The sequence below is a fragment of the Actinorhabdospora filicis genome (assembly GCF_030269765.1).
Classification (GTDB): domain Bacteria; phylum Actinomycetota; class Actinomycetes; order Mycobacteriales; family Micromonosporaceae; genus Actinorhabdospora; species Actinorhabdospora filicis.
This window is the reverse complement of record NZ_BSTX01000003.1, coordinates 274,878-296,063: the sequence shown is the minus strand read 5'-3', so window position 1 is coordinate 296,063 and position 21,186 is coordinate 274,878. Positions and strand designations below refer to the sequence as shown.

General features: G+C 69.7%; 18 protein-coding genes, 1 tRNA gene and 1 pseudogene. 8 read left to right on the top strand and 12 right to left on the bottom strand.

Translation table 11 applies throughout. From position 1 onward, the window contains the following. Positions 1-348: 348 nt before the first annotated feature. From QSK10_RS21640 to QSK10_RS21615, 6 genes are all read right to left on the bottom strand, one after another. A tRNA-Ile gene (locus tag QSK10_RS21640) sits at positions 349-422 on the bottom strand. 1,862 nt (positions 423-2,284) lie between these two features. Further along, positions 2,285-2,803: a DUF7144 family membrane protein gene (locus tag QSK10_RS21635; protein WP_285664743.1), complete on the bottom strand. Its 519-nt coding sequence runs from the start codon at positions 2,801-2,803 to the stop codon at positions 2,285-2,287. Positions 2,804-2,808: 5 nt separating this feature from the next. Further along, positions 2,809-4,578, bottom strand: coding sequence for an oleate hydratase (locus QSK10_RS21630; protein ID WP_285664742.1), 1,770 nt, complete (start codon positions 4,576-4,578; stop codon positions 2,809-2,811). Between the two features lie 234 nt (positions 4,579-4,812). After that, positions 4,813-5,277 carry a hypothetical protein gene (locus QSK10_RS21625; RefSeq protein ID WP_285664741.1) on the bottom strand — a complete coding sequence of 155 codons (465 nt, stop codon included), beginning with the start codon at positions 5,275-5,277 and terminating at the stop codon, positions 4,813-4,815. 38 nt (positions 5,278-5,315) lie between these two features. Next, positions 5,316-6,659, bottom strand: a complete 1,344-nt coding sequence (locus QSK10_RS21620) for an MFS transporter (protein ID WP_285664740.1) — start codon at positions 6,657-6,659, stop codon at positions 5,316-5,318. Positions 6,660-6,967: 308 nt separating this feature from the next. Continuing rightward, positions 6,968-9,295, bottom strand: coding sequence for an SdrD B-like domain-containing protein (locus tag QSK10_RS21615; protein WP_285664739.1), 2,328 nt, complete (start codon positions 9,293-9,295; stop codon positions 6,968-6,970). A gap of 342 nt (positions 9,296-9,637) precedes the next feature. On the opposite strand from QSK10_RS21615, the gene QSK10_RS21610 reads away from it, so the two are divergent. After that, positions 9,638-10,342, top strand: coding sequence for a hypothetical protein (locus QSK10_RS21610; RefSeq protein ID WP_285664738.1), 705 nt, complete (start codon positions 9,638-9,640; stop codon positions 10,340-10,342). On the opposite strand, the gene QSK10_RS21605 is transcribed toward QSK10_RS21610, so the two are convergent. Then, on the bottom strand, positions 10,287-11,750 hold the full coding sequence (locus QSK10_RS21605; RefSeq protein ID WP_285664737.1) for a right-handed parallel beta-helix repeat-containing protein: 1,464 nt from the start codon (positions 11,748-11,750) through the stop codon (positions 10,287-10,289). The two genes, QSK10_RS21610 and QSK10_RS21605, sit on opposite strands and share 56 nt — an antisense overlap. Before the next feature lie 30 nt (positions 11,751-11,780). Between QSK10_RS21605 and QSK10_RS21600 the strand changes: the two genes are divergently transcribed. The 3 genes and pseudogenes from QSK10_RS21600 to QSK10_RS21590 form a co-directional block, all read left to right on the top strand. Next, on the top strand, positions 11,781-12,989 hold the full coding sequence (locus QSK10_RS21600) for a Dyp-type peroxidase (RefSeq protein ID WP_285664736.1): 1,209 nt from the start codon (positions 11,781-11,783) through the stop codon (positions 12,987-12,989). 81 nt (positions 12,990-13,070) lie between these two features. Further along, entirely contained in the window at positions 13,071-13,262 is a 192-nt protein-coding gene (locus QSK10_RS21595) for a hypothetical protein (protein WP_285664735.1), read from the top strand. A 223-nt stretch (positions 13,263-13,485) separates the two neighbouring features. Further along, positions 13,486-13,827 (top strand): annotated as a pseudogene (locus tag QSK10_RS21590) (class I SAM-dependent methyltransferase); the annotation flags it as partial. 344 nt (positions 13,828-14,171) lie between these two features. On the opposite strand, the gene QSK10_RS21585 reads toward QSK10_RS21590, so the two are convergent. From QSK10_RS21585 to QSK10_RS21570, 4 genes are all read right to left on the bottom strand, one after another. Further along, a complete protein-coding gene (locus tag QSK10_RS21585) occupies positions 14,172-15,068 on the bottom strand; it encodes an aminoglycoside phosphotransferase family protein (RefSeq protein WP_285664734.1) in 897 nt (298 codons plus the stop codon). Between the two features lie 89 nt (positions 15,069-15,157). After that, positions 15,158-15,325, bottom strand: coding sequence for a hypothetical protein (locus tag QSK10_RS21580; protein ID WP_285664733.1), 168 nt, complete (start codon positions 15,323-15,325; stop codon positions 15,158-15,160). 160 nt (positions 15,326-15,485) lie between these two features. Next, on the bottom strand, positions 15,486-16,304 hold the full coding sequence (locus QSK10_RS21575) for a peptidoglycan-binding domain-containing protein (RefSeq protein ID WP_285664732.1): 819 nt from the start codon (positions 16,302-16,304) through the stop codon (positions 15,486-15,488). A 154-nt stretch (positions 16,305-16,458) separates the two neighbouring features. Continuing rightward, entirely contained in the window at positions 16,459-17,259 is an 801-nt protein-coding gene (locus QSK10_RS21570) for a helix-turn-helix transcriptional regulator (RefSeq protein WP_285664731.1), read from the bottom strand. Between the two features lie 71 nt (positions 17,260-17,330). Here QSK10_RS21570 and QSK10_RS21565 point away from each other — a divergent pair, with 71 nt between their 5' ends. Both QSK10_RS21565 and QSK10_RS21560 read left to right on the top strand, forming a co-directional pair. Continuing rightward, complete coding sequence (locus QSK10_RS21565) at positions 17,331-18,038, top strand: SDR family NAD(P)-dependent oxidoreductase (RefSeq protein WP_285664730.1); 708 nt, start codon at positions 17,331-17,333, stop codon at positions 18,036-18,038. After that, the gene (locus QSK10_RS21560) at positions 18,035-18,394 is read left to right on the top strand and encodes a hypothetical protein (protein WP_285664729.1); all 360 of its coding nucleotides are present in this window, start codon (positions 18,035-18,037) and stop codon (positions 18,392-18,394) included. The genes QSK10_RS21565 and QSK10_RS21560 overlap by 4 nt, the downstream gene beginning before the upstream one ends. A 41-nt stretch (positions 18,395-18,435) precedes the next feature. Here the strand turns inward: QSK10_RS21560 and QSK10_RS21555 are convergent, their stop codons facing one another. Next, a complete protein-coding gene (locus QSK10_RS21555) occupies positions 18,436-18,990 on the bottom strand; it encodes a TetR/AcrR family transcriptional regulator (RefSeq protein WP_285664728.1) in 555 nt (184 codons plus the stop codon). A 62-nt stretch (positions 18,991-19,052) separates the two neighbouring features. On the opposite strand from QSK10_RS21555, the gene QSK10_RS21550 reads away from it, so the two are divergent. Together QSK10_RS21550 and QSK10_RS21545 are read left to right on the top strand one after the other, a co-directional pair. After that, the gene (locus QSK10_RS21550; protein WP_432705353.1) at positions 19,053-19,835 is read left to right on the top strand and encodes an ABC transporter ATP-binding protein; all 783 of its coding nucleotides are present in this window, start codon (positions 19,053-19,055) and stop codon (positions 19,833-19,835) included. Between the two features lies 1 nt (position 19,836). Then, positions 19,837-21,132: an FtsX-like permease family protein gene (locus QSK10_RS21545; protein WP_285664727.1), complete on the top strand. Its 1,296-nt coding sequence runs from the start codon at positions 19,837-19,839 to the stop codon at positions 21,130-21,132. The last annotated feature ends 54 nt before the right edge of the window (positions 21,133-21,186 follow it).

Sequence of the window (21,186 nt, the reverse complement as noted above, 5' to 3'; positions counted from 1 at the left end):
TCCGAACACGCCAGCCTCTCGGCGTGATCATCGCCATCCTTGACACAGTGAATCCGTCAGCGCTTTGCACCGTGCCCTGGCCGTACGGGAGAGGCCGACTGGTCGCTGACCAGGTCCGCCACCTGCGACGGCGCCTCGGGGACCACCGAGAGCTGAATCCGGTTCGTGGCTGTGCGCCCCATAAGAGACCAGCTACTTACGGTCTGGCGGTGCTCGAACTGGTGCCATCCATGAACTGGCGGGAGATCGCCGAGCAAGATCAGCTCCAACCGTTCAACGGCGGGGTCCCGCCGTGTGGGGTCGAGTAGCCCAGACGGAGAAACTCGTCCCCAGCTAAGAGGGCGTGCGTAGGGTGGGCGGGGCTCGAACCCGCGACCCACGGATTATGAGTCCGCTGCTCTAACCGGCTGAGCTACCACCCCGGGGAGAGAGCAGTGTCTCACAGGTCCTGCGAGCCAAGGCTCCTCAGGCTACGAAACGCACGCTGAGCTGCGACAATGCTCACTTCACGGGGGAAGATCTCGTGAACTCCGCACCTTCGCCTATGGCCATTTGAGTGGGTGCAGGAGTCTCGCCGGGTGCATCTCGGCCACATCAACAGTTCACAGAGGATCAAGAACGGGATGGCTCGCATGTGCGCCGAAAGCCCCTCGGTGGACTCAGTCCGTCCCGGTCCCCACCGATCTCGCCGTCAGCATCCAGCGCGCCGTGACCGACGAGAACGAAGATCCTGTTAGGAGCTCACAAGCCCGTCTCGGCAGACGATCATCACGTTGGCGATACTGCAGTTGCGCAGTTCGGTTGGCATGGTCATCCCGTGGCGTACCTCCTCGCCGCAGTCGCCGCCCCAGATGCTCAACACGTCGGGGCGGCCGTCAAGGTTGATGCCGATCGCGCCGAAGACGGGCTTGTCTAGACCACCAAGCCTGCCGAGCCCAAACTCGACCCTGCCACGGTGGCATTTCCACCCAAACGCGAAGAGTTCGCCACTAAGACAGGTTAGTTGCTCATGGGCTATCCAGGCCATAGAAAGGCAGAAAGCACCCGGATCCACGCCGGACTGGGCCAGCTCAAGGCCGAGCTAGAACTCCCACGCGGTATCGCCCCAACCGCCAATCGGGGACGGAGGCGGGACGAAGAAGGCACCCCCGACCGCTACCACGCCAAACCCACCCGCAAGCCAGACCGACATCCCTGCCAGCCCCGAACCAGCCGACGCCGGCATTCAATCTTGCAGATGCGATTACATTCGTGTACTTGCACCCTGGAATTCAGCTTGCCGGCTAGCTGACGGTACCCACTGCTGCGCGCGCCGATCACCGAAAGATTAACCGTCGCTCGGCGTAACGGTCCCAGCCTGCGGAGGTAACGCTCGGGCCCGTCTCGAATAACACGACAACGGGCCTGGGCTCGGCGGCATTGAACTGGGATGTTGCCCGTACTCAAGCGTCACCCCAAACCCGGAAAACTCAGAGTCGATCGAGTTCCACCTTATTGCCGTCCAGAATTATGTACTCACCTGGATAAGGTGCCACCCAAACTCCGATCCCATTCTGCCACATTATGATCTCCAGATTTGGTACGGCCGAAACTGGGATTCGAAGATAGATCACATCGTTTCTGTTCATCCTGAAGGTGGTCCCCACAGGTTCGAAGCAGAGCTCCGTCACCTCGTCATTGGATGAGGAAAACCGGAGGTCAACAGTAACTTCATCATCGCCATGCATCTAGGATCTCCTGAAGAGGGATTACTCGCACTGGCGCCGTGTTCCCATCCCCTCCAGCCAGGGCAGCACTCTGATAAAAGTCCTGGAGTCTCGCCGCATCTTCGGCCCTTGCCAACGAGCGCAAGTGTGCGGGCCACGGTGGGCTCATGATGCGTCCGGACAGTCTGGACACAGTTGACACAGAGCAGCGGAATTTGACACCATGCCCGCCTGCGACCCCCGTAAATCGGAAAGAAACGTCACCGAGTGGGATGAAATGGCACCAAGCTTGTAAAATTCATAATCCGTGGGGCGCGGGTTCGAGCCCCGCCCACCCTACTTGGGCACTTCCCAAGTGCTGATCGGCTCAGGTAGTCGAGCGTGGCAGCCGCCAGTGGGCTTCGTACAAGAAGAACATCGATGCTCGGCCTCCCTGTGAGCAGTTCGCCGCGCCGTAGCCGCATCAGCCACGGCGTTCGCCGCGGGTATGGTCGCCGCCGAGACTGCCAGCAGCCACTCCTTGAGTTCGGTGAACGCCCCCAGTGTGATCCATACCGAGGCAGCGGTCGCAGCCCCAATTACTCCACGGCGGGCCGCCCGGCCGAGATTTCCAGCGTCCTCTTCTCAATACGACTTCGGTGTCGGGGGTTCACGACCGCGCTCTCCCTGGCGCTTTGATCCGTTTCCGAAGACGACGTCACTGCTCCAGGCTTGTGTCGTCGTTGATGACGAGGAGGGACCAGATGACGAACGCGTCGGCGGCGATGATGATGAGGGCCCAGATCGGCTGGTAGGGGATCCACAGGAAGTTCAGGGTCGCCGAGATCAGGGCGAAGGACTCCGGCCAGGCGGGCCCATGCCGCACCTCCCAGGATGAGCGCGCCCACGACCGCCATCAGCGCGCCGATGGTCAGGTGCAGCCAGCCCCAGGTGGTGGTGCTGAAGGCGTAGGTGTAGCCGGAGCCGATGACGAAGTAGTCGCCGCCGTTCATCGCGGCGAAGCCGGTCAGGATCTGCCAGATGCCGGTGAGGATCAGGACGGACGCGGCGAGGACGCCGCCTCCGATGGCCCAGCCGCGGGCGGTTCTGCTCGTCATGGTCGTCACTCCTCGGCGTCGATGAGCCGGAACTCGGTGAGCATCTGGCCGATCTCGGTGCTGTCGAGCTTGTGGAGCAGGTGCTTGCGCACCGGGGCGGGGCCGGGGACGCGCAGTTTCTCGCCGTCGCGGAGGTGGTACATGGCGTCGAGGAGCTTGCGGATGTCGTAGGTGGAGTTGAAGACCTCCGGGACGCCGCGCTCGATGCCCAGGAGCCGGTAGGCGGCCTCCATGCCGGTGCGGACCGAGTACTCGGTGGTGAAGATCGTGTCGCGGGTGGTTTCGGCGAACTGGCCGATGAAGGCGAAGTTGACCGCGTCCTCGGGGACGACGTCGGGGCGGTCGCCGGCGTGGCGGGGCGCGAAGAAGGACGTCACGTAGGGCATCATCACCGGCACGCATCTGGCTCCGGTGGCGGCCATGTCGTCGATCTGCTCGGTGGGTACGCCCAGGTGGTAGAGCCACTCGCGGGTGATCTCCTCGCCGGTGCAGTCCTGCATGGGTTTGGGCACGTAGTCGCCGGGGCGGTCGACGAACAGGGAGTACAGCCACACCACGATCTGCTCGGGGGGTTGCTGCTTGAAGTGGGGCTGGCGGTTGACGGTCCAGCTCAGCAGCCACGAGGAGTCGCGGACGGTGACGATGCCGCCGGTGACGACCTTGCCGCTGAAGGGGTCCCGTTTGGCGATGCGCTGGATGTAGTCCGGGATGCGCGGGTCGAGGGTCGTGACCGTCGCCGATTCCCACTTGCTCTCGGCGATGTTGCCGCAGAAGACCTCCGGGCGCCCGAAGGCGGGGTCCTTGGCGGCGATGCGCTTCCACAGGTCCCAGGCGGGGGCGGGACCTTCGTCCAGGCGGGCGGGGGTGTGGTGGTCGCCGTTGTCGGAGTTCTCCGTCAGCGAGCCGATGGTGGCCAGCACCAGGTCGTTCTCGCCGAGGTCGACGCCGCCGGGCTCACCGTCGGCGATCCAGTGGATGCGGGTGGCCTGTTTGCGGCCGTCGGTGATGGCGAAGTCGATGTCGGTGACCTCGGTGGAGAACCGGAGGGTGACGCCCTGGTCGATGAGCCAGCGGGTGAGCGGCAGGACGAGGGACTCGTACTGGTTGTACTTGGTGAACTTCAGGGCGGTGAAGTCGGGCAGGCCGCCGACGTGGTGGATGAAGCGGTGCAGGTAGAGCTTGAACTCCAGGGCCGAGTGCCACTCCTCGAAGGCGAACATCGTGCGCCAGTACAGCCAGAAGTTGCTGCCGAGGAAGCCGGGGCCGACCACGTCGGTGATGCGTTTGCCCTCCATCTCCTCGCGGGTGGCGAGGAAGATCCGGGTGATGTCCTTCTGGCCCTTCGGCGGCAGCGCGAACAGCCCGTTGGTGCCGGCGTCCTGTCCCCGCTTCTCGGTGACGCGCTGGAGGGAGTAGTTCGGGTCGTCCTTGTTCAGCCAGTAGAACTCGTCGAGGACCGAGGCGTCCTCGATCTCGATGGAGGGCACCGAGCGGAACAGGTCCCACAGGCATTCCATGTGGTCTTCCAGCTCACGGCCACCCCGGATGATGAAGCCCTTCTTCGGCTCCTTGATGCCGTCCAGGGCGCCGCCGGGCAGCTTCAGGCGCTCCAGGACGGTGATCCGCTCCCCCGCCATGCGCCCGTCGCGGATCATGAACGCCGCACCCGACAGGGACGCCAGTCCCGCGCCCACGAACCAGGCCGACTTGGCGTCGACGCCCTCGGGTTTGCGTGGACGGGCGAAGGCCTCGTAGTTGCCGCTGCTGTAGTACACGCGTCCCCCCAGGCGTGCCGGGCCGCCCCCGCGGCCCCGGGCCGCATCCCAGGCTATCGGAGCGAACACGCAGGTGAGAGGTGTTCACGGAGACCCCGCGGTGGCGGCGGGCGCCTGTGATCATGCTCAGGGCAACTCGTGCTCTTGGGGGAGCTCGTCGGGGAGGACGCCTAGGCGCAGCCACCCCGACTCCGCGAGATCAGCGTTGCGTACGGGTTGGGACTCGCACTTCCGTCATCGCGCAAAGTCCCGGGCTACCTCTTGCATGTCCGGGTCCTCAAGATCAGCAGCCCTTCGCACGAGCTCACCAAGGGCCTCGTCGTCATTCATGTGCCGAAGCAATTCGGCCAGCCTGCGATAGTCCTCCGCATCGGCGGTTTCGAGCCGTTCGCGAACTATCCGGCGCAGCAACGGCGTAACCAGCTCGCGCCTTCCGGCTGCGATCGCACGTCTTGCCACCAATGCCCATGCATGAGATGTCGCGTTCTCGACGAGCTGATCGAGCAGCTCGGGAACGTCGTCCGGGATCTTCCCAAGGAAGGCCAGGGCCGTGCCGCGATCCCAGTTCGACGGCCCCTGCAGAGCAGCCGCCAGCACCTCACTGCGTCCTTCGGCACGCTGGTAGAACTCGGCACGCGCCCGCGCCAGTTGCCGTTCAGCCTCAACGAGGGCCGTCCACAGATCTTGATCGTTACCCATGACCCTCCTGCGTTTCCGGGTTGCGAGCCCCTCGCCCGTTACCGGCTGTCCCCCACGGGGACAACCTCACCACTGTCGGACGGCGAGGCATCGGCCGACTCCTCGGTGTCGCCGCCAGCGGTGGCGGCGGCCAGTACGTCGGCCGGGACGTGCCGCTCCAGGAACCGGCGGGCCATCCGGGTGGCCGGGTGGATGCCGACGGTGGCGGCAAGGATGACTCCGGCGATCACCAGCCAGCCGGTGGCGCCCCAGTTCAGGGCGAGGAAGGTGTAGGCCGCCGGTGCGCCGACCTTGCCGAGGGTCATGGTCAGTTCGGCCGCGCCCTGGTAGGCGCCGCGCCGGCGGGGGTCCATGAGCTCGGCCTCGAAGGTCCAGGTCGCCGCCGACATGTAGAGCTCGGCGCCGGTCAGCGCGATGTGGCCCAGCCAGACCAGGGCGATGGTGACCCAGCCGATGGTCTCGTGCGTCGCGAGGGTGATCAGGCAGGAGACGACGAAGAGGGTCGTGGACAGGCGGATGGCCTTGAGCGCGGTGGGGATGTTCTTGACACCGCGGGAGGCGGCCATCGGCAGGACGATGCACATGACCGTGTTGGTCCCGAACAGGAACGCCAGCAGCACCGGCGGGGCGTCGGTCTTCTGGACCAGCCAGAGCGGGATGACGACGTTCAGCACCGTCTGGTTGGTCCAGAACACCCCGGTCAGGAAGCCGGTGAGCAGCCAGCCGGGGTTGCGCATCGGGCCGGGACCGGGGATGGGCGTCTTGCGCTCCTTGGCGCTGCGTTCGTCGTGCGGGGCCTTCGGCAGGCGGGTGATCGCGATGGCGTTGATCAGCGCGATCAGGGCGGTGAACCAGGGCAGGGCGCGCAGGACGTCGTTGGAGTGGAAGGCCAGCGCGACACCGCCGATGGCGGCGCCGAGGGTGAAGCCGAGGTTGAGGGCGGAGTACATGTAGGCGCGTGACTTCACCCGTTCGGCCGGCGGCAGCACGTCGAGGGTGTAGGAGCCGTGCGAGGTGGCGCCGAGGGCGCCGACGACCTCCACGCAGACGGCCATCACGACGAAGCCGGTGAAGTCGGTGATGAGGGGCCAGAGCGTGAACGCCACCGCCAGCAGGAGACCGCTGACCGCCCACATCCGTTTCGGCCCGAAGCGGTCGACGACCTTGCCCATGGGTACGGCGGCGAGGAAGGCGGCGACACCGGCGATGGTGAGGCCGATGCCGACCTGGGCGGCCGAGAGTCCGACGATCTTGGTGAAGAACACCGCCGACCCGGTCATGAAGGCGCCCTCGCCGAGCGCGAACAGCAGCGACTGCACGGAGAGGCGGCCGGCCAGGCGCGATGGCGGCCGTGCGTGGGCGAGGAGGCTGGAGATCGTCACCGGGGGATTCTCAGCGGGTCGTGCGACAGGTGCCAGCGCGTTTTCGTGGCGGGCGGGTTCGAACGCCTCGCGCGGCCGGTTCACGCGCGGGGAGCCGAAGGGGAGCTCGGGTGATAAATGCCGTCATGCGATCCGGCGATCGCCACCGATGGTGCTTTCGGCGAATACCGACCGTGAAGAAGTGCGGGAGTGGGATATGGATCTCTCGTGGGCTTGGTCACGATGGGCACGCGCTTTCAGCGGAACGGGCCGGTGCCGGATTGCGCCGCACACCGGCCCGTCGAGGGGCCTCAGGTGAGCCGATCCCGTCAGGCGTCACGCCTGCGTCGGCGGCTCACGAACAGGGCGACCATCCCCGCGCCGATCAGGCCGGCGCCGATCGCGAGCATGCGGCCGAGGCCTTCAGTGCCCGTCTTGGGCAGCGCGTGGGGCGGGCTGGGCTTGGGTGACTCGGGCGGGCGGATGTAGACACCGGCGTCGATGGTGTGGTCGACCTCGCCCGCGTGCGCCGGTGCGGTCACCGGTGCGACCCCCAGGCACAGGGGTCCCTTCGTCGGCGGGACGACGTTGGAGTCGTGGACGCGGTCGTCGCCCACCGTCGGGAGCGTGAACTCCAGCTTGGCGGCGGGCGGCTGACCCGGGACTCTGGCGGTGTCGGCGGTGCACACGTCGAACTCCACTGTGTACTGTGCGCCGCGCTTCAGTTCGTAGGCCGCGCCGACGCCGCCGAAGTAGTACTCGCCGTTGGCGTCGGTCTTGGTGGTCGCGACCTTCTTGCCGTCGGCGTCCAGCAGGTTGATGGTGGCGTTGGGCAGCAGCACCTGGCCCGCGTCCTGGACGCCGTTGTGGTCGCCGTCGTACCAGACCACGTTGCCGATCTGGATGGGCGCGTTGGCGGCGGCGTAGGCGATGTCGCCGAGGCCACCGGCTTTCCCGAAGCCGTTGGCGTCGATGAACTGGTAGCCGTTGGCCTTCGGTGCATTGCCGGGGCCCGCGCCGGTGTCCACATTGAAGTAACCGGTACCGGACGTGCTCACCCGCTCCACGGGGTCGTACTCGGTGCTGATGATCCACGGCTGCTGCGGGATGTAGGCGACCGAACCGAGTGCGCTCTCCTGGTGGGGCGACTGGAAGTAGTCGCCGTGGAAGTACTCGACGACACCGGCGGGCTGGCCGCCGCTGTTGGCGGGCGTGGCGTGGTTGGGGCAGGCTCCGGTGCCCTCCCAGTCGTAGCCGCCGCCGGGCTTGGCGCAGGCCATGTTGATGTCGCCGCCGGCCATGCCCCACTCCCGGTCGTTATTGCCCGGTCGCGGGTCGATCCCGCCGATGACGTCCATGAACCGGTCGCGGAAGCCGAGGATCATCGAGCCGTCGCGGGCGAAGGCCATGCTGGCCAGCTCGGGCTGCGGATCGATCATGACGCCACTGAGCCTGCGGCTGTCCCAGGTCGCCAGGTCGGCGCTCCAGGGGTTCCAGTGGTTGTTCTGCGCGGATCCGGTGATACCGCTGTAAACGGCGCCGCGCTGGAAGTCCAGCCCCTGGGTGAGGACCTTCGTGAACTGCGTGCCGTCGTAGCGGTAGACCACCGCCCGCAGATCGGCGCGGTTCTGGGTGCTCTCCGCCGAACACACACCGCCGACGTAGAGCGCGTTGTCGTGGACGGCCAGGCCAGCCGGTCGCCAGTCGCCGGACGCGGCGCAGCCGGGGTCCGGAATCACCACCGTCGCCTTGGGGCCACCGGCCGCGGCGCCGGTCGCGTCGAAGGTGACCACGCTGCGGGTCAGCAGGTTCACCGCGTACAGCGTCGAGCCGTCCTCGGACAGCGCCAGGCCGCCGATGCTCTCCTTGCCGGGCGCGTCGATGAATCCGGCGTCCTTGAGCATGTTGGCGCCGTCGTGGGCCGTGCTGGTCGCCCCCGGCACCTTCGCGAACAGCGTCGGCGCGCCCGTGCCGTCGGACGGGAGGGTGTAGATGGCGTTGCCGCCCTCGGGTCCGTAGGCGGTGGTCCGCCGGGCGAAGGCGCCCAGGAAGAGCCGCTCGCGGTACCTGTCGTAGGCCAGTGCCGAGGTCGTGCCGACCTGCGCTTGTTTGGCCAGCACCGTCGGACACGCGTCGCCCGCTCCGCAAGTGCCGCGGTTGCCGGTCGGGAAGGCCACCAGGGCCCGCTCGTCCGTTCCGCCCGCGCCGACCTGGATGGGCACGAAGTAGCGGGTGTCGGGCAGTGCGTAGTCGGAGGCGTTCCAGACGCCGGTGATCACCGAGGCGTTCTTGCCCTGGGCGACGTCCACAAAGGAGGTGAAGCTGTCGAACTGATTCGCCACCGTGGCCGCCGCGGGCGCGGCCCGTAAGTATCCGCTGTACGGCGCCGGAATGGTCACGTCGACCCGGTAGTTGCCGCCGGACAATTCACTCGATGGAGTGATGACGACTTTTCCCGTCGCGTCGGTCGTTCCGTCCACCCGATGTCCGGACGGATCGGTGACGGCGACCTTCATTCCCTGCTGCGGCACGTCCATCGCGGTGTTGATGACGCCGGTGCCGAAGAAGTCCCGCAGTACCTGGACGGTCAGTGTGCCGTCGGAAGGCGCCGCATCGGCCCTGCCCGGACCCGCCACCACTACGGTGGCACCGCTCATGACCAGGAGACTCGCCAAGCCCAGTCTGGCTACTTTGGACAACATCACCCTCCCTTGTGTTGTGTTGAAGAAAGTGCCCCCGTCACCGCGTGACGCTCCCATCTTGCAAGGAGTGACAACATCATCGCAACATGGGATATTCAAGTATTTGAAGTCGATGTACGACCATCAGGACTTCAGGGCTTGAATAGCGAGATCTTCACCCATTCGAGTGAACGAGGCGAAGCACAGATGACCATGAAGCGCTCGCGCGACCCGTTAATGTCCCGCCGCGTGCGGAGTGCGAAAGGCCGTCAGGACCCGTCCGCCGTCCGACGGAAGGGAATCCGGTCGCGCTGGGCGATGGCCGTACTGGCGGGCCTGACGATCGCGGGCGTGGCCACCGCCCTCCTCATCGGCGCCGACGACGACGCCGGGGCCCAGGGCGACGACGGTCCACGGGCGGTGACCTCCGAGGAGGCCGACCGGCTGGCGCTCACCCGGTTCCGCAACTACGAGGCGGGCGGCCGGGCGGTGACGATCACCGTGCCGAACACCGGCGGCGAGCTGACCGTCACCGCCTCCGTGGACTTCCGGGCGAAGAGCGGATACGGGACGGTGCAAGGGAACGGGCGCAACACGTCCAGCGACGGACTGATCCAGTGGACGCTCACCACCGTCCGGTTCCACCCCGAGATCGACTCCGCGGGGCCGCCACCGGCGTCCGGCTGGTCCAGCCGCCCGCTCCAGACCTCCGGCAGCGCCCTCGACACCGCACTGTCCATTGTGCTCGGACTGGGCAGCGACCGGCCGGAGAACGCCCTGCTGCTGGCGCAGAACGGCGCGACCTGGATCTCACGGGACGAGCTTTCCGGCCACCGCACCGACGTCATGACCGGCCCCAACGCCCACGGCACCAACGACACCTCCGGAACCGTCCGCTACTGGATCGCCGACGACGGCACCATGTTCCGGGTCCAGGTCGCCGTCGCCTCCGAGCCGAAGCCGGTCCTCATCGACTTCGACACCCACTCCTACGTGCCCGTCCAGCCGGTTCCGTCCGGATAGCCGGGGACATCGCGCGGCCGGTTGCCGCGGCCACGGCCCGATCGCCACGGGCCGCGGGCACGGCGCCGGAGTCCTCCGGGAGCGGGTAGTCGGCCGGGTCGACCGTCCCGGGCAGTCCGGTCGCCGGAACCCCCGGGACCGCCGGATCCGGCATGGACGGCTGGTCGGGCGGAGCGGCGACCTCGGTGAACGGCACCCCCGCCGGTGCCCGCACCGGCGCGGCACGGCCCGCCGGAAGGGCGCTCCTGCTTCCGGCTCCGCAACCCGCGCGGTCCTCCAGCGCGTCCGGGCTCTGCGTCCCGGGCCGGTTGCCCGTGAAGCAGTTGCCGGTGTCCACTGAGGACAGCACGAGATCGACGCCGTTGCCGGTGACCCGGTTCTCCTCGACCCGGTTGCCGCTCGCCGGATGCCCCGGCGGGTCGGTGACGATCACCCCGGCCGCGCTGTTGCCGCTCACCAGGTTGTTCCGGACGCTGTTGCCGGTTCCCCCGCCGATGCCGATCCCGATGCCGAAGCCGCCGTCCGCCTGCTCGGGTGAGTCGGCGGCATTGTTGTCGACGACCGCGTTGCCCGCGATCACGGCCCCGCCCTGGGGAGCGAGCGCCTCCAGGTCATTGGAGTTGACCGTGATGCCGACCCGGTTGGCGGCGACGCGGTTGCCCACCACCCACAGGTTGTCCGAGGCGTTGGTCAGCTCGACGCCGACCGCGTTGCGTTCCACCGTGTTGCCGCGGACCACGGTGTTGCAGGGCTTGCACTGTCCGACGTAGACACCGGAGTCGGCGTGCCCGGAGGCGTAGGAATCCTCGATCACCCCGTCCCGCGCGTCGAAGGCGTAGATGCCGTACAGGCCGTTGTTGTAGGCGGTGACGCGGCTCGCCCGGAAGCCGCTGACCGGCGGGAAGCGCGCGGTGTCCAGCGGATCGTAGGCGGAGCCGCCCGCACCCCGCCGCTGCAGGGCTTCGTCGGTGACCCCGGTGAAGAGCACGCCGTTGGCGAGGAACCGGCGCACGGTCAGGTTCTCCACCACCGATCCGGCGCCGGTCACGGTGATCCCGTTGGACAGCCGCACATCACCGTCGAAGACCACCTTGTTGCGGTCGGTTCCGCGCAGCACCAGGCGTTCCTTGGTGATGCGCACGCTTTCGCGGTACACGCCCGGCCCGACCAGGACCGTCTCGCCCGGCAGCGCGACGTCGACCGCCTGCTGCACCGAGGCGAAGTCCTCGGGGACCCGCACCACGGTCCCCGCCGGATGCCGCGCCTCCGGGGCGTCCGGTTCCGCAGCACTACATCCGGTCGCCAGCAGCGCCGCGACGAGCAATGCGGACAGCCCTAACGTCGCCCGGAAGGCGGTCCGGCCGGTCTTCGGGCGCTGCGAGGGAAGGTCCGCGGAGAGGGTTTGCATGAAGGATGTTCTATCTCCTCTAATGGGCACATGCCAGCAGGACACGAAGAACTGAATGATCTGACCCGGTTCGGGGGAATCGGCTGGGGACGGCGCCGGGCCCTGCTCGCGGCCGGGATGGCACTGGCCGCCGGAGCCGGGGCGGCCGCCAATGAGCTCCTGCGGGACGGCGACCCGGACGGCGGCACCGATCCCGGCGTCCCGGCCGTGGACGCGATTCCGTTCCACGGCCCGCGGCAGGCCGGCGTCCTGGCACCCCAGCAACCGGCGACCCACCTGCTCGCCTTCGACCTCCCGGCGGCCTCGGTCACCGCCGGGCGGAAGTCCCTCCGCGATGCGCTCGACGCGTTGACCGGGACACTCGCCGACGCAGCCTCCGACACCCCCGGTGACGTGCGGATCCAGGGCGGCGGCACGACCCGGCTCACCTCCCTGGTCGGCGTCGGACCGGAGCTGGCCGCCCGGCTGGAGCTCGACGTGCCGTCCACACTGGACCAATTGCCGTCGTTCCCCGGTGACCGTCTCGATCCGGACCGCGGCGGCGGCGACCTGCTGGTGCAGCTGTGCGCCGACGACCGCTGGACCCTCGCCATCGTCGCCGAACTCGTCGCCACGGCCGCGGGCACCGCCGGAGCCGTCCCGCGCTGGACCCAGTCCGGCTTCCTGCCGCCCACCACCCCGGGCACCACCCCGCGCAACCTGTTCGGTGCCAAGGACGGCACCGCCAACCCCGGTCGCGAAGACGCCGGGCAGTGGGTCTGGGGCCCTCCCGGAGCCCACGAGAACGGCACCGTCCTGGTGTACCGCAGGATCCACATGGACGTCGGCGGCTTCGCGGCCCTCCCCGAGGACGAGCGCGACCGGGCGATCGGCCGCCGCATGCGCGACGGCGTCCCCCTCAGCGGCACCGCCGAGCACGACGAACCCGATGTCTACGCCAAGAACCCCGACGGCTCCTACATCGTCCCCGCCACCGCCCATGTGCGCCTGACCAGCCCCCGCCTCGACGGCGGCGCCCGGATGCTGCGCCGCAGCTACAGCTACGACGACGGCCCCACCGACCGCGGGCTGCTCTTCTGCGCCTTCATGCGCGACCCGGAACAGTTCACGCGGGTGCAGAACCGGCTGGCCGACCGCGACGCCCTCGGCCCCTTCGTCGAGCATCGGGCGTCGGCGGTGGCGTACGTCCTGCCCGGTACGAGGCCTGACGGGGTTCTCGGCGAGCGGCTGTGGGCATGAGCGCGCGGTTCCATCCGGGTGTGCAAGGTTCCTGCAAGGTCGTGCTGGGACCATGCGACCCCCGTCAAGGAGGCATTCCACATGCGACTCGTCAACCGCATCTCCGACGCCATCGTCGACAAGCTCGCCCCGAGGACCACCGTCCAGGCGGCGGGGTTCCACTGCACCCGCTGCTACTGCGACGACAACTGCCGGTACTGCTACAAGTACTGCTGCTACGACGCGGCCGAGACCAAGTGCTACTACGACCGCACCTGCACCGGCCCCTGCTGACCGGTTCTCCGGTGGTGGGCGTCGACGGCCGGGCCTCGCCACGCGATGAGACTCGTCTTCGCCGAGCGAGACCGGGAGTGGCCGGACGTCCCCGCGGCCACTAGCCCGCACCTCCCGCACGGCCCCGAGTGCCCGGGGGCCGTGCGGGCCCCGATGGATCGGCTCGGCCCGGGAGGATCGCCTCGCGTCCTGGGCGCCGAACTACGACGCGCCCGGCAACGGGATGATCGAGATTGAGGAGCCGGTGGTGCGCGGCTTCCTCGACCGGGTGGAGCCCGGTGTCGCGCTCGACGCCGCCTGCGGCACCGGACGCCACGCCGCCCATCTCGCCGCGCGCGGGCACCGGGTGATCGGCGTCGACGCCTCGCCCGCGATGCTGAACATCGCGCGCGAAAAGCTTCCCGAGGCCGAGTTGCACGAGGCGCCGCTGGAGCACCTCCCGCTGCCCGATGCCCACGTCGACCTCATCGTCTGTGCCCTGGCGCTCTGCCACGTGCCGGACATGGCCCCCGTCTTCGCCGAGTTCGCGCGGGTGCTGAAGCCGGGCGGGCGGCTCGTCGTCTCCGACGTGCGCGGGCACGGTGGTGTCTATGAGGAGCCGATCGTCCGCCGCGCCTTCGACGGGCGTGCCATCTACCTTCGCAACATCGGGCGCTCGGCGGCCGACTACCTCACCATCGCCATCGCCTGCGGCTTCGAGGTCCTCGACTGCGTCGAGCCTCGCCTGCCCGGGGCCTTTGTGGACGGCGAGGGAGTTCCGCACAATGCCACCGGGCCCGCGCCGGAGTTCGATCCCGGCGGCCTCATCGACCGCTGGTCGCTGCATCCCTTCGCGCCCGAGGCGGCCAACGCCGCCTTCGAGGGCGGGCCGGTCCTCATCGCCTGGGAGTTCCGGAAGAGATGGCCCGCTCAGACGCCCTTCAGGACGCGATCGAGTGCCGCGCGCCCGACCGGTCCCCAGTGGGGCTTGCCGCCGGGAAGGCCCCGGTCGCCGTTCTGGCCCATGAGCATCAGGAAGAGGCTCTTCATGGCGGCCAGGCCGCGGGCGCGGCGGATCGTCCCCTCGTCGGCCTGGGCGTAGGCGTCGAAGAAGCGTGCGGCCGTGCCCTCGGGCAGCAGGAGCCACGCGGCGGCCAGGTCCCATGCCGGATCACCGGCGAACAGGTCGCCGAAGTCGACGATGCCGGAGAGGGTCCCGTCGGCGACGACGACGTTGGCCGGGTGGAGGTCGCCGTGCACCCACACCGGCGGGCCCGCCCACTCCGGGGCCGCGACCGCGTCGTCCCAGACGGCCCGGACCTCCTCGGCGATGTCGCCGAGGGCGACGGACTGGAAGAAGTAATCGAAGCCGCGCGCGCAGTCCTTGGGATGGGCACCGCGATCCGTGGCGGCCGGCGCGTCGGCGGGTGCCTCCACGTGCAGCGCCCGGAGGAAGGCCGCCAGGGTGTCGGCTGCGTGGTCGCCGCGGGTGATGGTGGCGTGGTCGAGGGGCTCGCCGGGGACCCAGGTCATCACGGTCCAGTGCTTGGGGAAGCGCCCGGACGGCTCGCCGAAGCGCACGGGGTTGGGCACCGGGAGCGGCAGGGACGGGGCCAGCACCGGCAGCCATCGCCGCTCCTTGAGCTGGAGCTCCGGTGAGGGGTCCATGCGCTGCATGCGGACGACCAGGTCGTCCCCGAGACGCCACATCTGGTTGCCCCAGCCGCCCGCCACCTCTTCGATGGCGAGCTGCGCGAGGTCGGGATGCTGCTCCCGCAGGAGGGCGCGGACCAGGTCGGCGGTGATGTCGATCTCGGTGTCGGTCATGTGGCCACACGGTACCCAATTGGCTCGGCGCCCGTCCGCCTTGCAGGGGACCCCGGTCGCGGTCCCCTGCGCGGTGTCACCGGTGGTGATTAGCAGATGCAGGCCCACATGCCGCCGGAGGTCGGGCGACAGCAGTAGTTGGCTCCGCCGCCGGGGCAGGTGCCCATCTGCTTGCAGATCTGGCCGGCCGCCGCGGCCTCGGCGTGCGGCACGAGCCGCTCGGTGATGGCGTCGGCGATACGTCGCAGAACCGTCATGTTCACTCCTTCGGGAGATTCGGCACGAAGACATCAGCATGCCGAGCCGTCACCTTGCGCGCCGCCCCGGTGACACAAGTGGGGTGAGCGGTGATCAATCGCCCGAGCCGGGCGAAGGCGAGGAGGCTCACGTCACCGGACGGCCGCCTTCGCCGGGGCGCTAGTGGCCCTTGCCCGATCGTTCTTCCATCGCGTTCAGGTTGATGTGGTGGGTGTCCGGTGGATTGGCGATGTCACCGTCGTGTGAACCTCGTAGTTCCCAGCGCAGCTGGAACAGTGAGGCCGGGGTGGTCTTGCCGGTGCCGAGTCTGGGGACGATGCCGATGGCCTTGGCGGCGGTGTAGGCCAGGGCGGTCAGTTTGGCGCCTTCCTCGTGGATGACGAACGCCTCGATGCGGGCCCAGAGGTAGTGCTCGGCGGCGGCGAGGTTCGGGTCCGGGACGGCGTCGGGGGGTTCGGTGTCGCGGCGGAGTTTCAGGTCGCCCCAGGCGGCGTAGAGGTGTTCGATGGTGACGCCTTTGCCGGTGCGTTTGAACGCGGCGATGACGGTTATCTCCACCATCGAGTCGTCCGGCTCGATGTCGGTCTCGGGCATGGGCGCGGAGTCGAGCGCGGCCCATGTGCCGCGGCCGACGCCTCCGGTCACGGGGTGCAGGTGCGGCCTGTCCTGCTGGAACTCCTTGACCCTGGTGAGGGTGCCGGCGGTGAAGGTTCCGGTTCGGGCGGTCGGATAGCCGTGCTCGGTGAGCTTCGCCTGCAGGAGCTTCACGCCGGGACCACGGTCGCCGAGGCCGAGGTTGGGGCGTGCGCCGGGCTTGCCCTCGGGCTCTTCCGGCGCCGGGGCGACCTGGCGCATGAGGGTGACCACGGCGCGGTTGCCCGCCGCGCGCTGAAGGCTCAGCAGCGGGTGGCGGGGCACCGGTCCGGACGCGGCCGAGGTGGGTGGAAGGGCCTCCCTCGACTCCTTGCGTGTCCTCATGCCTCCACTATCCTGAGCAGCCCCGATATCCGCCTTCGACTCACCGCTCGTCGGGCCCGGAGGGCACGATCGGCCCAAAATCGCTGCGCACCGGTCTGCCCGAAAGGGTCCGCCGAAGGGCTCGGCCGATGACGGTGCCGCGTGGACGACGCGGTCAGGACGGTGTTCCCAGTTCCGCCAGCGCCTTCGCGGCCGCCGATCCCGGCCGCGCGGAGTACACGAGGACGCTCTGGTCGGTCTCGGCCACGTGCAGGACGTCGCAGTCGAGCGTCAGGGGACCCAGTCGCGGGTGGTCGATGACGGCGGTGGCCGAGTGGTGGCCGCCGGAGCGGCCGGAGGTCCACAGGTGCGCGAAGGCCGGGCTGCCGGTGCGCAGGTCGGTGATGAGGGCCGTCAGGTCGGGGTCGCCGGGGTAGCGGGAGTGGGCGGCTCGCAGGGCGCCGGCGCAGTGGGCGGCGTCTTCGCCGGTGGTGGTGCCGCCGTTGAGGAAGCGGGCGCGGACGAGGTTGCGGCGGTCGGGGGGCCAGGTGGCGGGGTCGCCGAGGAGGGCGGCGGCGGTGGGGTTCCAGGCGAGGACGTCGGACTTGGCGGACAGCACCAGCGCGGGGAGGTGGCCGAGGCGGTCCAGGACGCGGGTGGTGCCGGGCAGGACGGTCATCGGGACGCGTCCGTCGCGGGGTGGTTCGGCACCGGCGAGGCGGTAGACGAGGTCGCGGTCGGCGGGGGTGAGGCGCAGGGCGCGGGAGAGGGCGCCGAGGACCTGGGGTGAGGGCCTGGGGCCGCGGCCTTGTTCGAGGCGGACGACGTACTCGACGCTGACGCGGGCCAGGCGGGCGACTTCTTCGCGGCGCAGGCCGGTCACCTGCCTGCGGGGGCCTTCGGGGAGGCCGACGTCGGTGGGGCGCAGGCGGGCGCGGGCTTCGCGGAGCACGGTTCCCAGTTCGCTTCGGTCCACGCCGTCAAGAGTGCCCGGGGTGGTATCGGTGGTACCTGGCCGTGGGCGGTGGGCGGGGTGATGCTTCGGTCATGGCAGTGATGACGGCCCTCGTGACGGGGGCGAACAAGGGTTTGGGGCGGGAGACCGCGCGGCGGCTGGCGGGGCTGGGGTGGACGGTGTTCCTCACCGCGCGGGATGCCGAACGCGGCCGCGAGGCGGCCGCCGGGATCGATGGTGATGTGACGTTCGTGGAGCTGGACGCGGCCTCGGCGGAGTCGGTGAGCAGGGCGGCGGAGGTGGTCGGCGCGCGGACGGGGCGGCTGGACGTGCTGGTGAACAACGCGGGCGTGGGCGCTCCGGCCGATCGTCCAGAGGAGACGGTCGCGGAGGATCTGCGCGGGGTCTTCGAGGTGAACGTGCTGGGCCCGATCCGGGTGACGAACGCGTTCCTGCCGCTGCTGCGGGCCTCGGCCGATCCGCGGGTGATCATGGTCTCCAGCGGGATGGGGTCGATCGCGGTGTGGAACGACCCGCGGTGGAAGGGCATGGTGCCGCCGATGCTGGGCTATCCGGCGTCCAAGGCGGCGCTGAACATGGTGACCGCGCAGTACGCGGCGGCGCTGCCGGGCTTCCGGGTCAACGCCGTCGATCCGGGTTTCACCGCCACCGACCTCAATGGACACACCGGGGTGCAGACGCTCGCCGAGGGCACGGATGCGGTGCTGGCGCTGGCGACCGCGCCGCCGAGTGGGGCGACGGGCGGGTTCTTCGACCGGAACGGGGAGGTGCCGTGGTGATCCTGTCGATCGGGCTGCACCCGTCGGCCGTGGACTACTCCCGGTACCCGCACATCGATGAGGCCACTTTGACGGCCCGTATCGCCGCGGGTGAGGACGCGTTGCGCGCGGCGGGCTTCGCGTTCACGTCGTTGCAGGTGGTGGCGGACGCCGACGCGGCCGAGCGGGACGTCCGTGCGCTCGGCGGGAGCTACGCGGCGGCGGTGATCGGTGCGGGGGTGCGGATGGCGCCGGAGCACACGGCGCTCTTCGAGCGGCTGGTGAACACGCTCACGGAGGTGCATCCGGGGATCCGGCTGTACTTCAATACCTCACCAGAGTCCACTGTGGATGCCTTCCGCCGCGCGAGGGGATAGCCGGGGGGCCGGTCCGGTGAGGCGCGCCGGACCGGCCCGGTTCAGCGTCCGGTGTCGGCGGCCACGATCTCGGCGGCGGTGGGGGCCGCTTCGGGGTCGGTGAGCCACTGGAGGGCGACGCCGACCAGGAGTGAGTAGTAGTGCGAGCCGACGGCGTGGACGCGCGCCGGGTCGGCGTCCTCGCCGAGGCCGGCGAAGGCGGCGGCGAGGGCGATGCGGGAGCGGCGCTGGCCCTCGGCGTTCATGGCGCGGATCTCGGCGTCGTGCTTGAGGTAGGAGACCGACTCGAAGTTGACGAACCAGAGGTCGCGCTGCGCCTGGATCGAGTCGATGATGCGCTCCCAGCGGGCGAGCTCGGCGTCCTCGCCGGTGTCGCCGTCGGGGCTGACGAGGGCGCGGAAGAGCAGGTCGCCCCACTCGGTGTTCAGCTCGTTGAGGGCGCGGGTGAGGAGCGCCTCCTTGGAGCCGTAGTGGTAGTTGATCGACGCCTGGTTGGCGCCTGAGGACGCGACCAGGTCCCGCACGGTCGTGCGCGCGTAGCCCGTACGCAGCAGACACTCTCGCGCCGCTCGCATCAGGTTCTCCTTGTGACTCATGGTGGTACCGTATCAGATGAACGTTCATTTCAAACGAACGTTTATATCCGAAAGGGGACATCGTGTCACATCCCTCCCACGCCGCCGCTCCTCCCGTCGTCCGCGTCCGTGATCTGCGGGTCCGCTACGAAGGCGAGGCCGGGCCCGTCGACGCGCTGCGGGGCATCGACCTCGACGTGCCGCGCGGCTCCTTCACCGCGATCATGGGGCCGTCCGGCTCGGGCAAGACGACGTTGCTGCACAGCGCCGCCGGGTTGCAGACGCCCACGTCCGGGATGGTCGAGCTCGGCGGCGCCGACCTGTCCACACTGGACGCCACGCGGTTGACCAAACTGCGGCGCCGCCGCGTCGGTTTCGTGTTCCAGGCCTTCCACCTGCTGGCCGCGCTCACCGCGCGGCAGAACGTCGAGCTGCCGCTGCGGCTGGACGGCAAGCGGGCCGACCCGCGGCGCACGCAGGCACTGCTGGACCGGGTCGGGCTGGGCGCGCGCGGCGAGCACCGGCCGCATCAGCTGTCGGGTGGCCAGAAGCAGCGTGTCGCGGTGGCCCGGGCGCTGATCACCGATCCCGAGGTGGTCTTCGCCGACGAGCCGACCGGCGCGCTGGACATCCGCAGCGCCCGCGACGTCCTGGGCCTGCTGCGGGCCCTCGCCGACGGTGGCCAGACGATCATCATGGTCACCCACGACCCGGTCGCGGCCTCCTTCTCCGACCAGGTCCTCTTCCTCGCCGACGGCGTGATCGTCGACCACCTGCGCCGCCCGTCGGCGCCGGAGGTGGCCTCCCGCATGGCCACCCTCGTCGAGTCCGCCGAACGCGCCGCCAACACCGTGGAGATCGTCTGACATGTTGCGTTCACTCGCCCACCACCGGGGCGGCGCCGTCGCCTCCGGACTGGTCGCCTTCATCGGCACCGTGCTGGTCACCACGATGGCCGGGCTGCTCGGCACCGGCCTCGCCGACACCACCATCGGGGATGACAAGAGCTTCCTCACCCAGTTCCCGATCATCCTGGGCGGCTGGGTGGTCGCCATCGTGCTGTTCGCGATGGTCTCCACCGTCGGCGTCGCCCTGGCCGGGCGCGTCGAGGAGATCGCCGGGCTGCGCCTGGTCGGCGCGACCCCGCGCCAGGTGCAGGCCCGCTTCGCCGGGGAGACCCTGACCGTCGCGGCGATCGCGGCCGTCCCGGGCCTGGCGGCCGGCATGCTCATGGGCGGCTTCGTGCTCGACCGCATGGACGCCGCCGGGCTCACCGAGCCCGGCACCGTCTACGCGCCCGGCATCGTCCTGCCCGTCATCGCCGCCGTGCTCGTGCTCGCCGTCAGCGTCGTGGCGGCCTGGATCGGCAGCCGGACGCTGGCCAACCGCAGCCCCGTCGCCGATCCCGAACCCGCCGCGCCCACCGGCCGCGGCCGCAACCGCCCCCGGCGGATCGCGGCGGCGCTGCTGCTGGTCGCCGGGCTCGGCTCGTCCTCGGCGGTACTGGGCATGGACGCCGACGACATCCTCACCACCGCCATGACCGGACCGGCCGTCGTCCTCGTCGCCGTCGGGCTGTGCGCGCTCGCCCCGGAACTGCTGCTGCTGGCCAACCGGCTGGCCCGGTCCGGTTCGAACGCCTCGGCGCACGTCGCGCGGATCAACGTCACCGTCGTGCCGCGCCGGACCCGGCCGCTGGTCACGTTCCTGGTGCTGTTCGTCGGTGTCAGCGCCGGGACCCTGTCCATGCAGGGCGTGGAGAACGGGCACGCCGCGCCGGGCGGCGACGCGCAGTTGCTGGCGGCGATCAACTACCTCGTGGTGGTGCTGCTGGGCGCGTTCATGGCCATCGCCCTCACCAACAACCTGATGGCCTCCATCGCCCAGCGGCGCGCGGAGTTCGCCACCATGTCCCTGGTCGGCTCGACGCACGCGCAGACCCTGCGGATGCTGCTGCGCGAGGTCGGCACCGGCATCGCCGCCAGTGTCGTGGCCGGGACGCTGGGCGCGATGGCGTGCGTGGTCCCGTTCGCGGTGGCCAAGACCGGCTCGCCGGCGGCGGCGTTCGCGCCGCTGCCCTACGCGCTGGCGATCGTGGCCGGGGCGGCGATCGCGCTCGTGGTGGCGACGCTGGCGGGGAGGCGGGTGATCCGCACGGCGTGAAGCACCGTTTCCGCCCCGATCGCTCGCACGGGCGGCCACCCACCGGTGGCCGCC

What these genes read in the sequence shown, in the direction of transcription:
- QSK10_RS21635 (WP_285664743.1), bottom strand. Translation starts at nt 2,803, where the DNA reads ATGACGAGCAGAACCGCCCGCGGCTGGGCCATCGGAGGCGGCGTCCTC.
- QSK10_RS21625 (WP_285664741.1), bottom strand. Translation starts at nt 5,277, where the DNA reads ATGGGTAACGATCAAGATCTGTGGACGGCCCTCGTTGAGGCTGAACGG.
- QSK10_RS21615 (WP_285664739.1), bottom strand. Translation starts at nt 9,295, where the DNA reads ATGAGCGGTGCCACCGTAGTGGTGGCGGGTCCGGGCAGGGCCGATGCG.
- QSK10_RS21610 (WP_285664738.1), top strand. Translation starts at nt 9,638, where the DNA reads ATGGCCGTACTGGCGGGCCTGACGATCGCGGGCGTGGCCACCGCCCTC.
- QSK10_RS21605 (WP_285664737.1), bottom strand. Translation starts at nt 11,750, where the DNA reads ATGCAAACCCTCTCCGCGGACCTTCCCTCGCAGCGCCCGAAGACCGGC.
- QSK10_RS21600 (WP_285664736.1), top strand. Translation starts at nt 11,781, where the DNA reads ATGCCAGCAGGACACGAAGAACTGAATGATCTGACCCGGTTCGGGGGA.
- QSK10_RS21595 (WP_285664735.1), top strand. Translation starts at nt 13,071, where the DNA reads ATGCGACTCGTCAACCGCATCTCCGACGCCATCGTCGACAAGCTCGCC.
- QSK10_RS21585 (WP_285664734.1), bottom strand. Translation starts at nt 15,068, where the DNA reads ATGACCGACACCGAGATCGACATCACCGCCGACCTGGTCCGCGCCCTC.
- QSK10_RS21580 (WP_285664733.1), bottom strand. Translation starts at nt 15,325, where the DNA reads ATGACGGTTCTGCGACGTATCGCCGACGCCATCACCGAGCGGCTCGTG.
- QSK10_RS21575 (WP_285664732.1), bottom strand. Translation starts at nt 16,304, where the DNA reads ATGAGGACACGCAAGGAGTCGAGGGAGGCCCTTCCACCCACCTCGGCC.
- QSK10_RS21565 (WP_285664730.1), top strand. Translation starts at nt 17,331, where the DNA reads ATGGCAGTGATGACGGCCCTCGTGACGGGGGCGAACAAGGGTTTGGGG.
- QSK10_RS21555 (WP_285664728.1), bottom strand. Translation starts at nt 18,990, where the DNA reads ATGAGTCACAAGGAGAACCTGATGCGAGCGGCGCGAGAGTGTCTGCTG.
- QSK10_RS21545 (WP_285664727.1), top strand. Translation starts at nt 19,837, where the DNA reads ATGTTGCGTTCACTCGCCCACCACCGGGGCGGCGCCGTCGCCTCCGGA.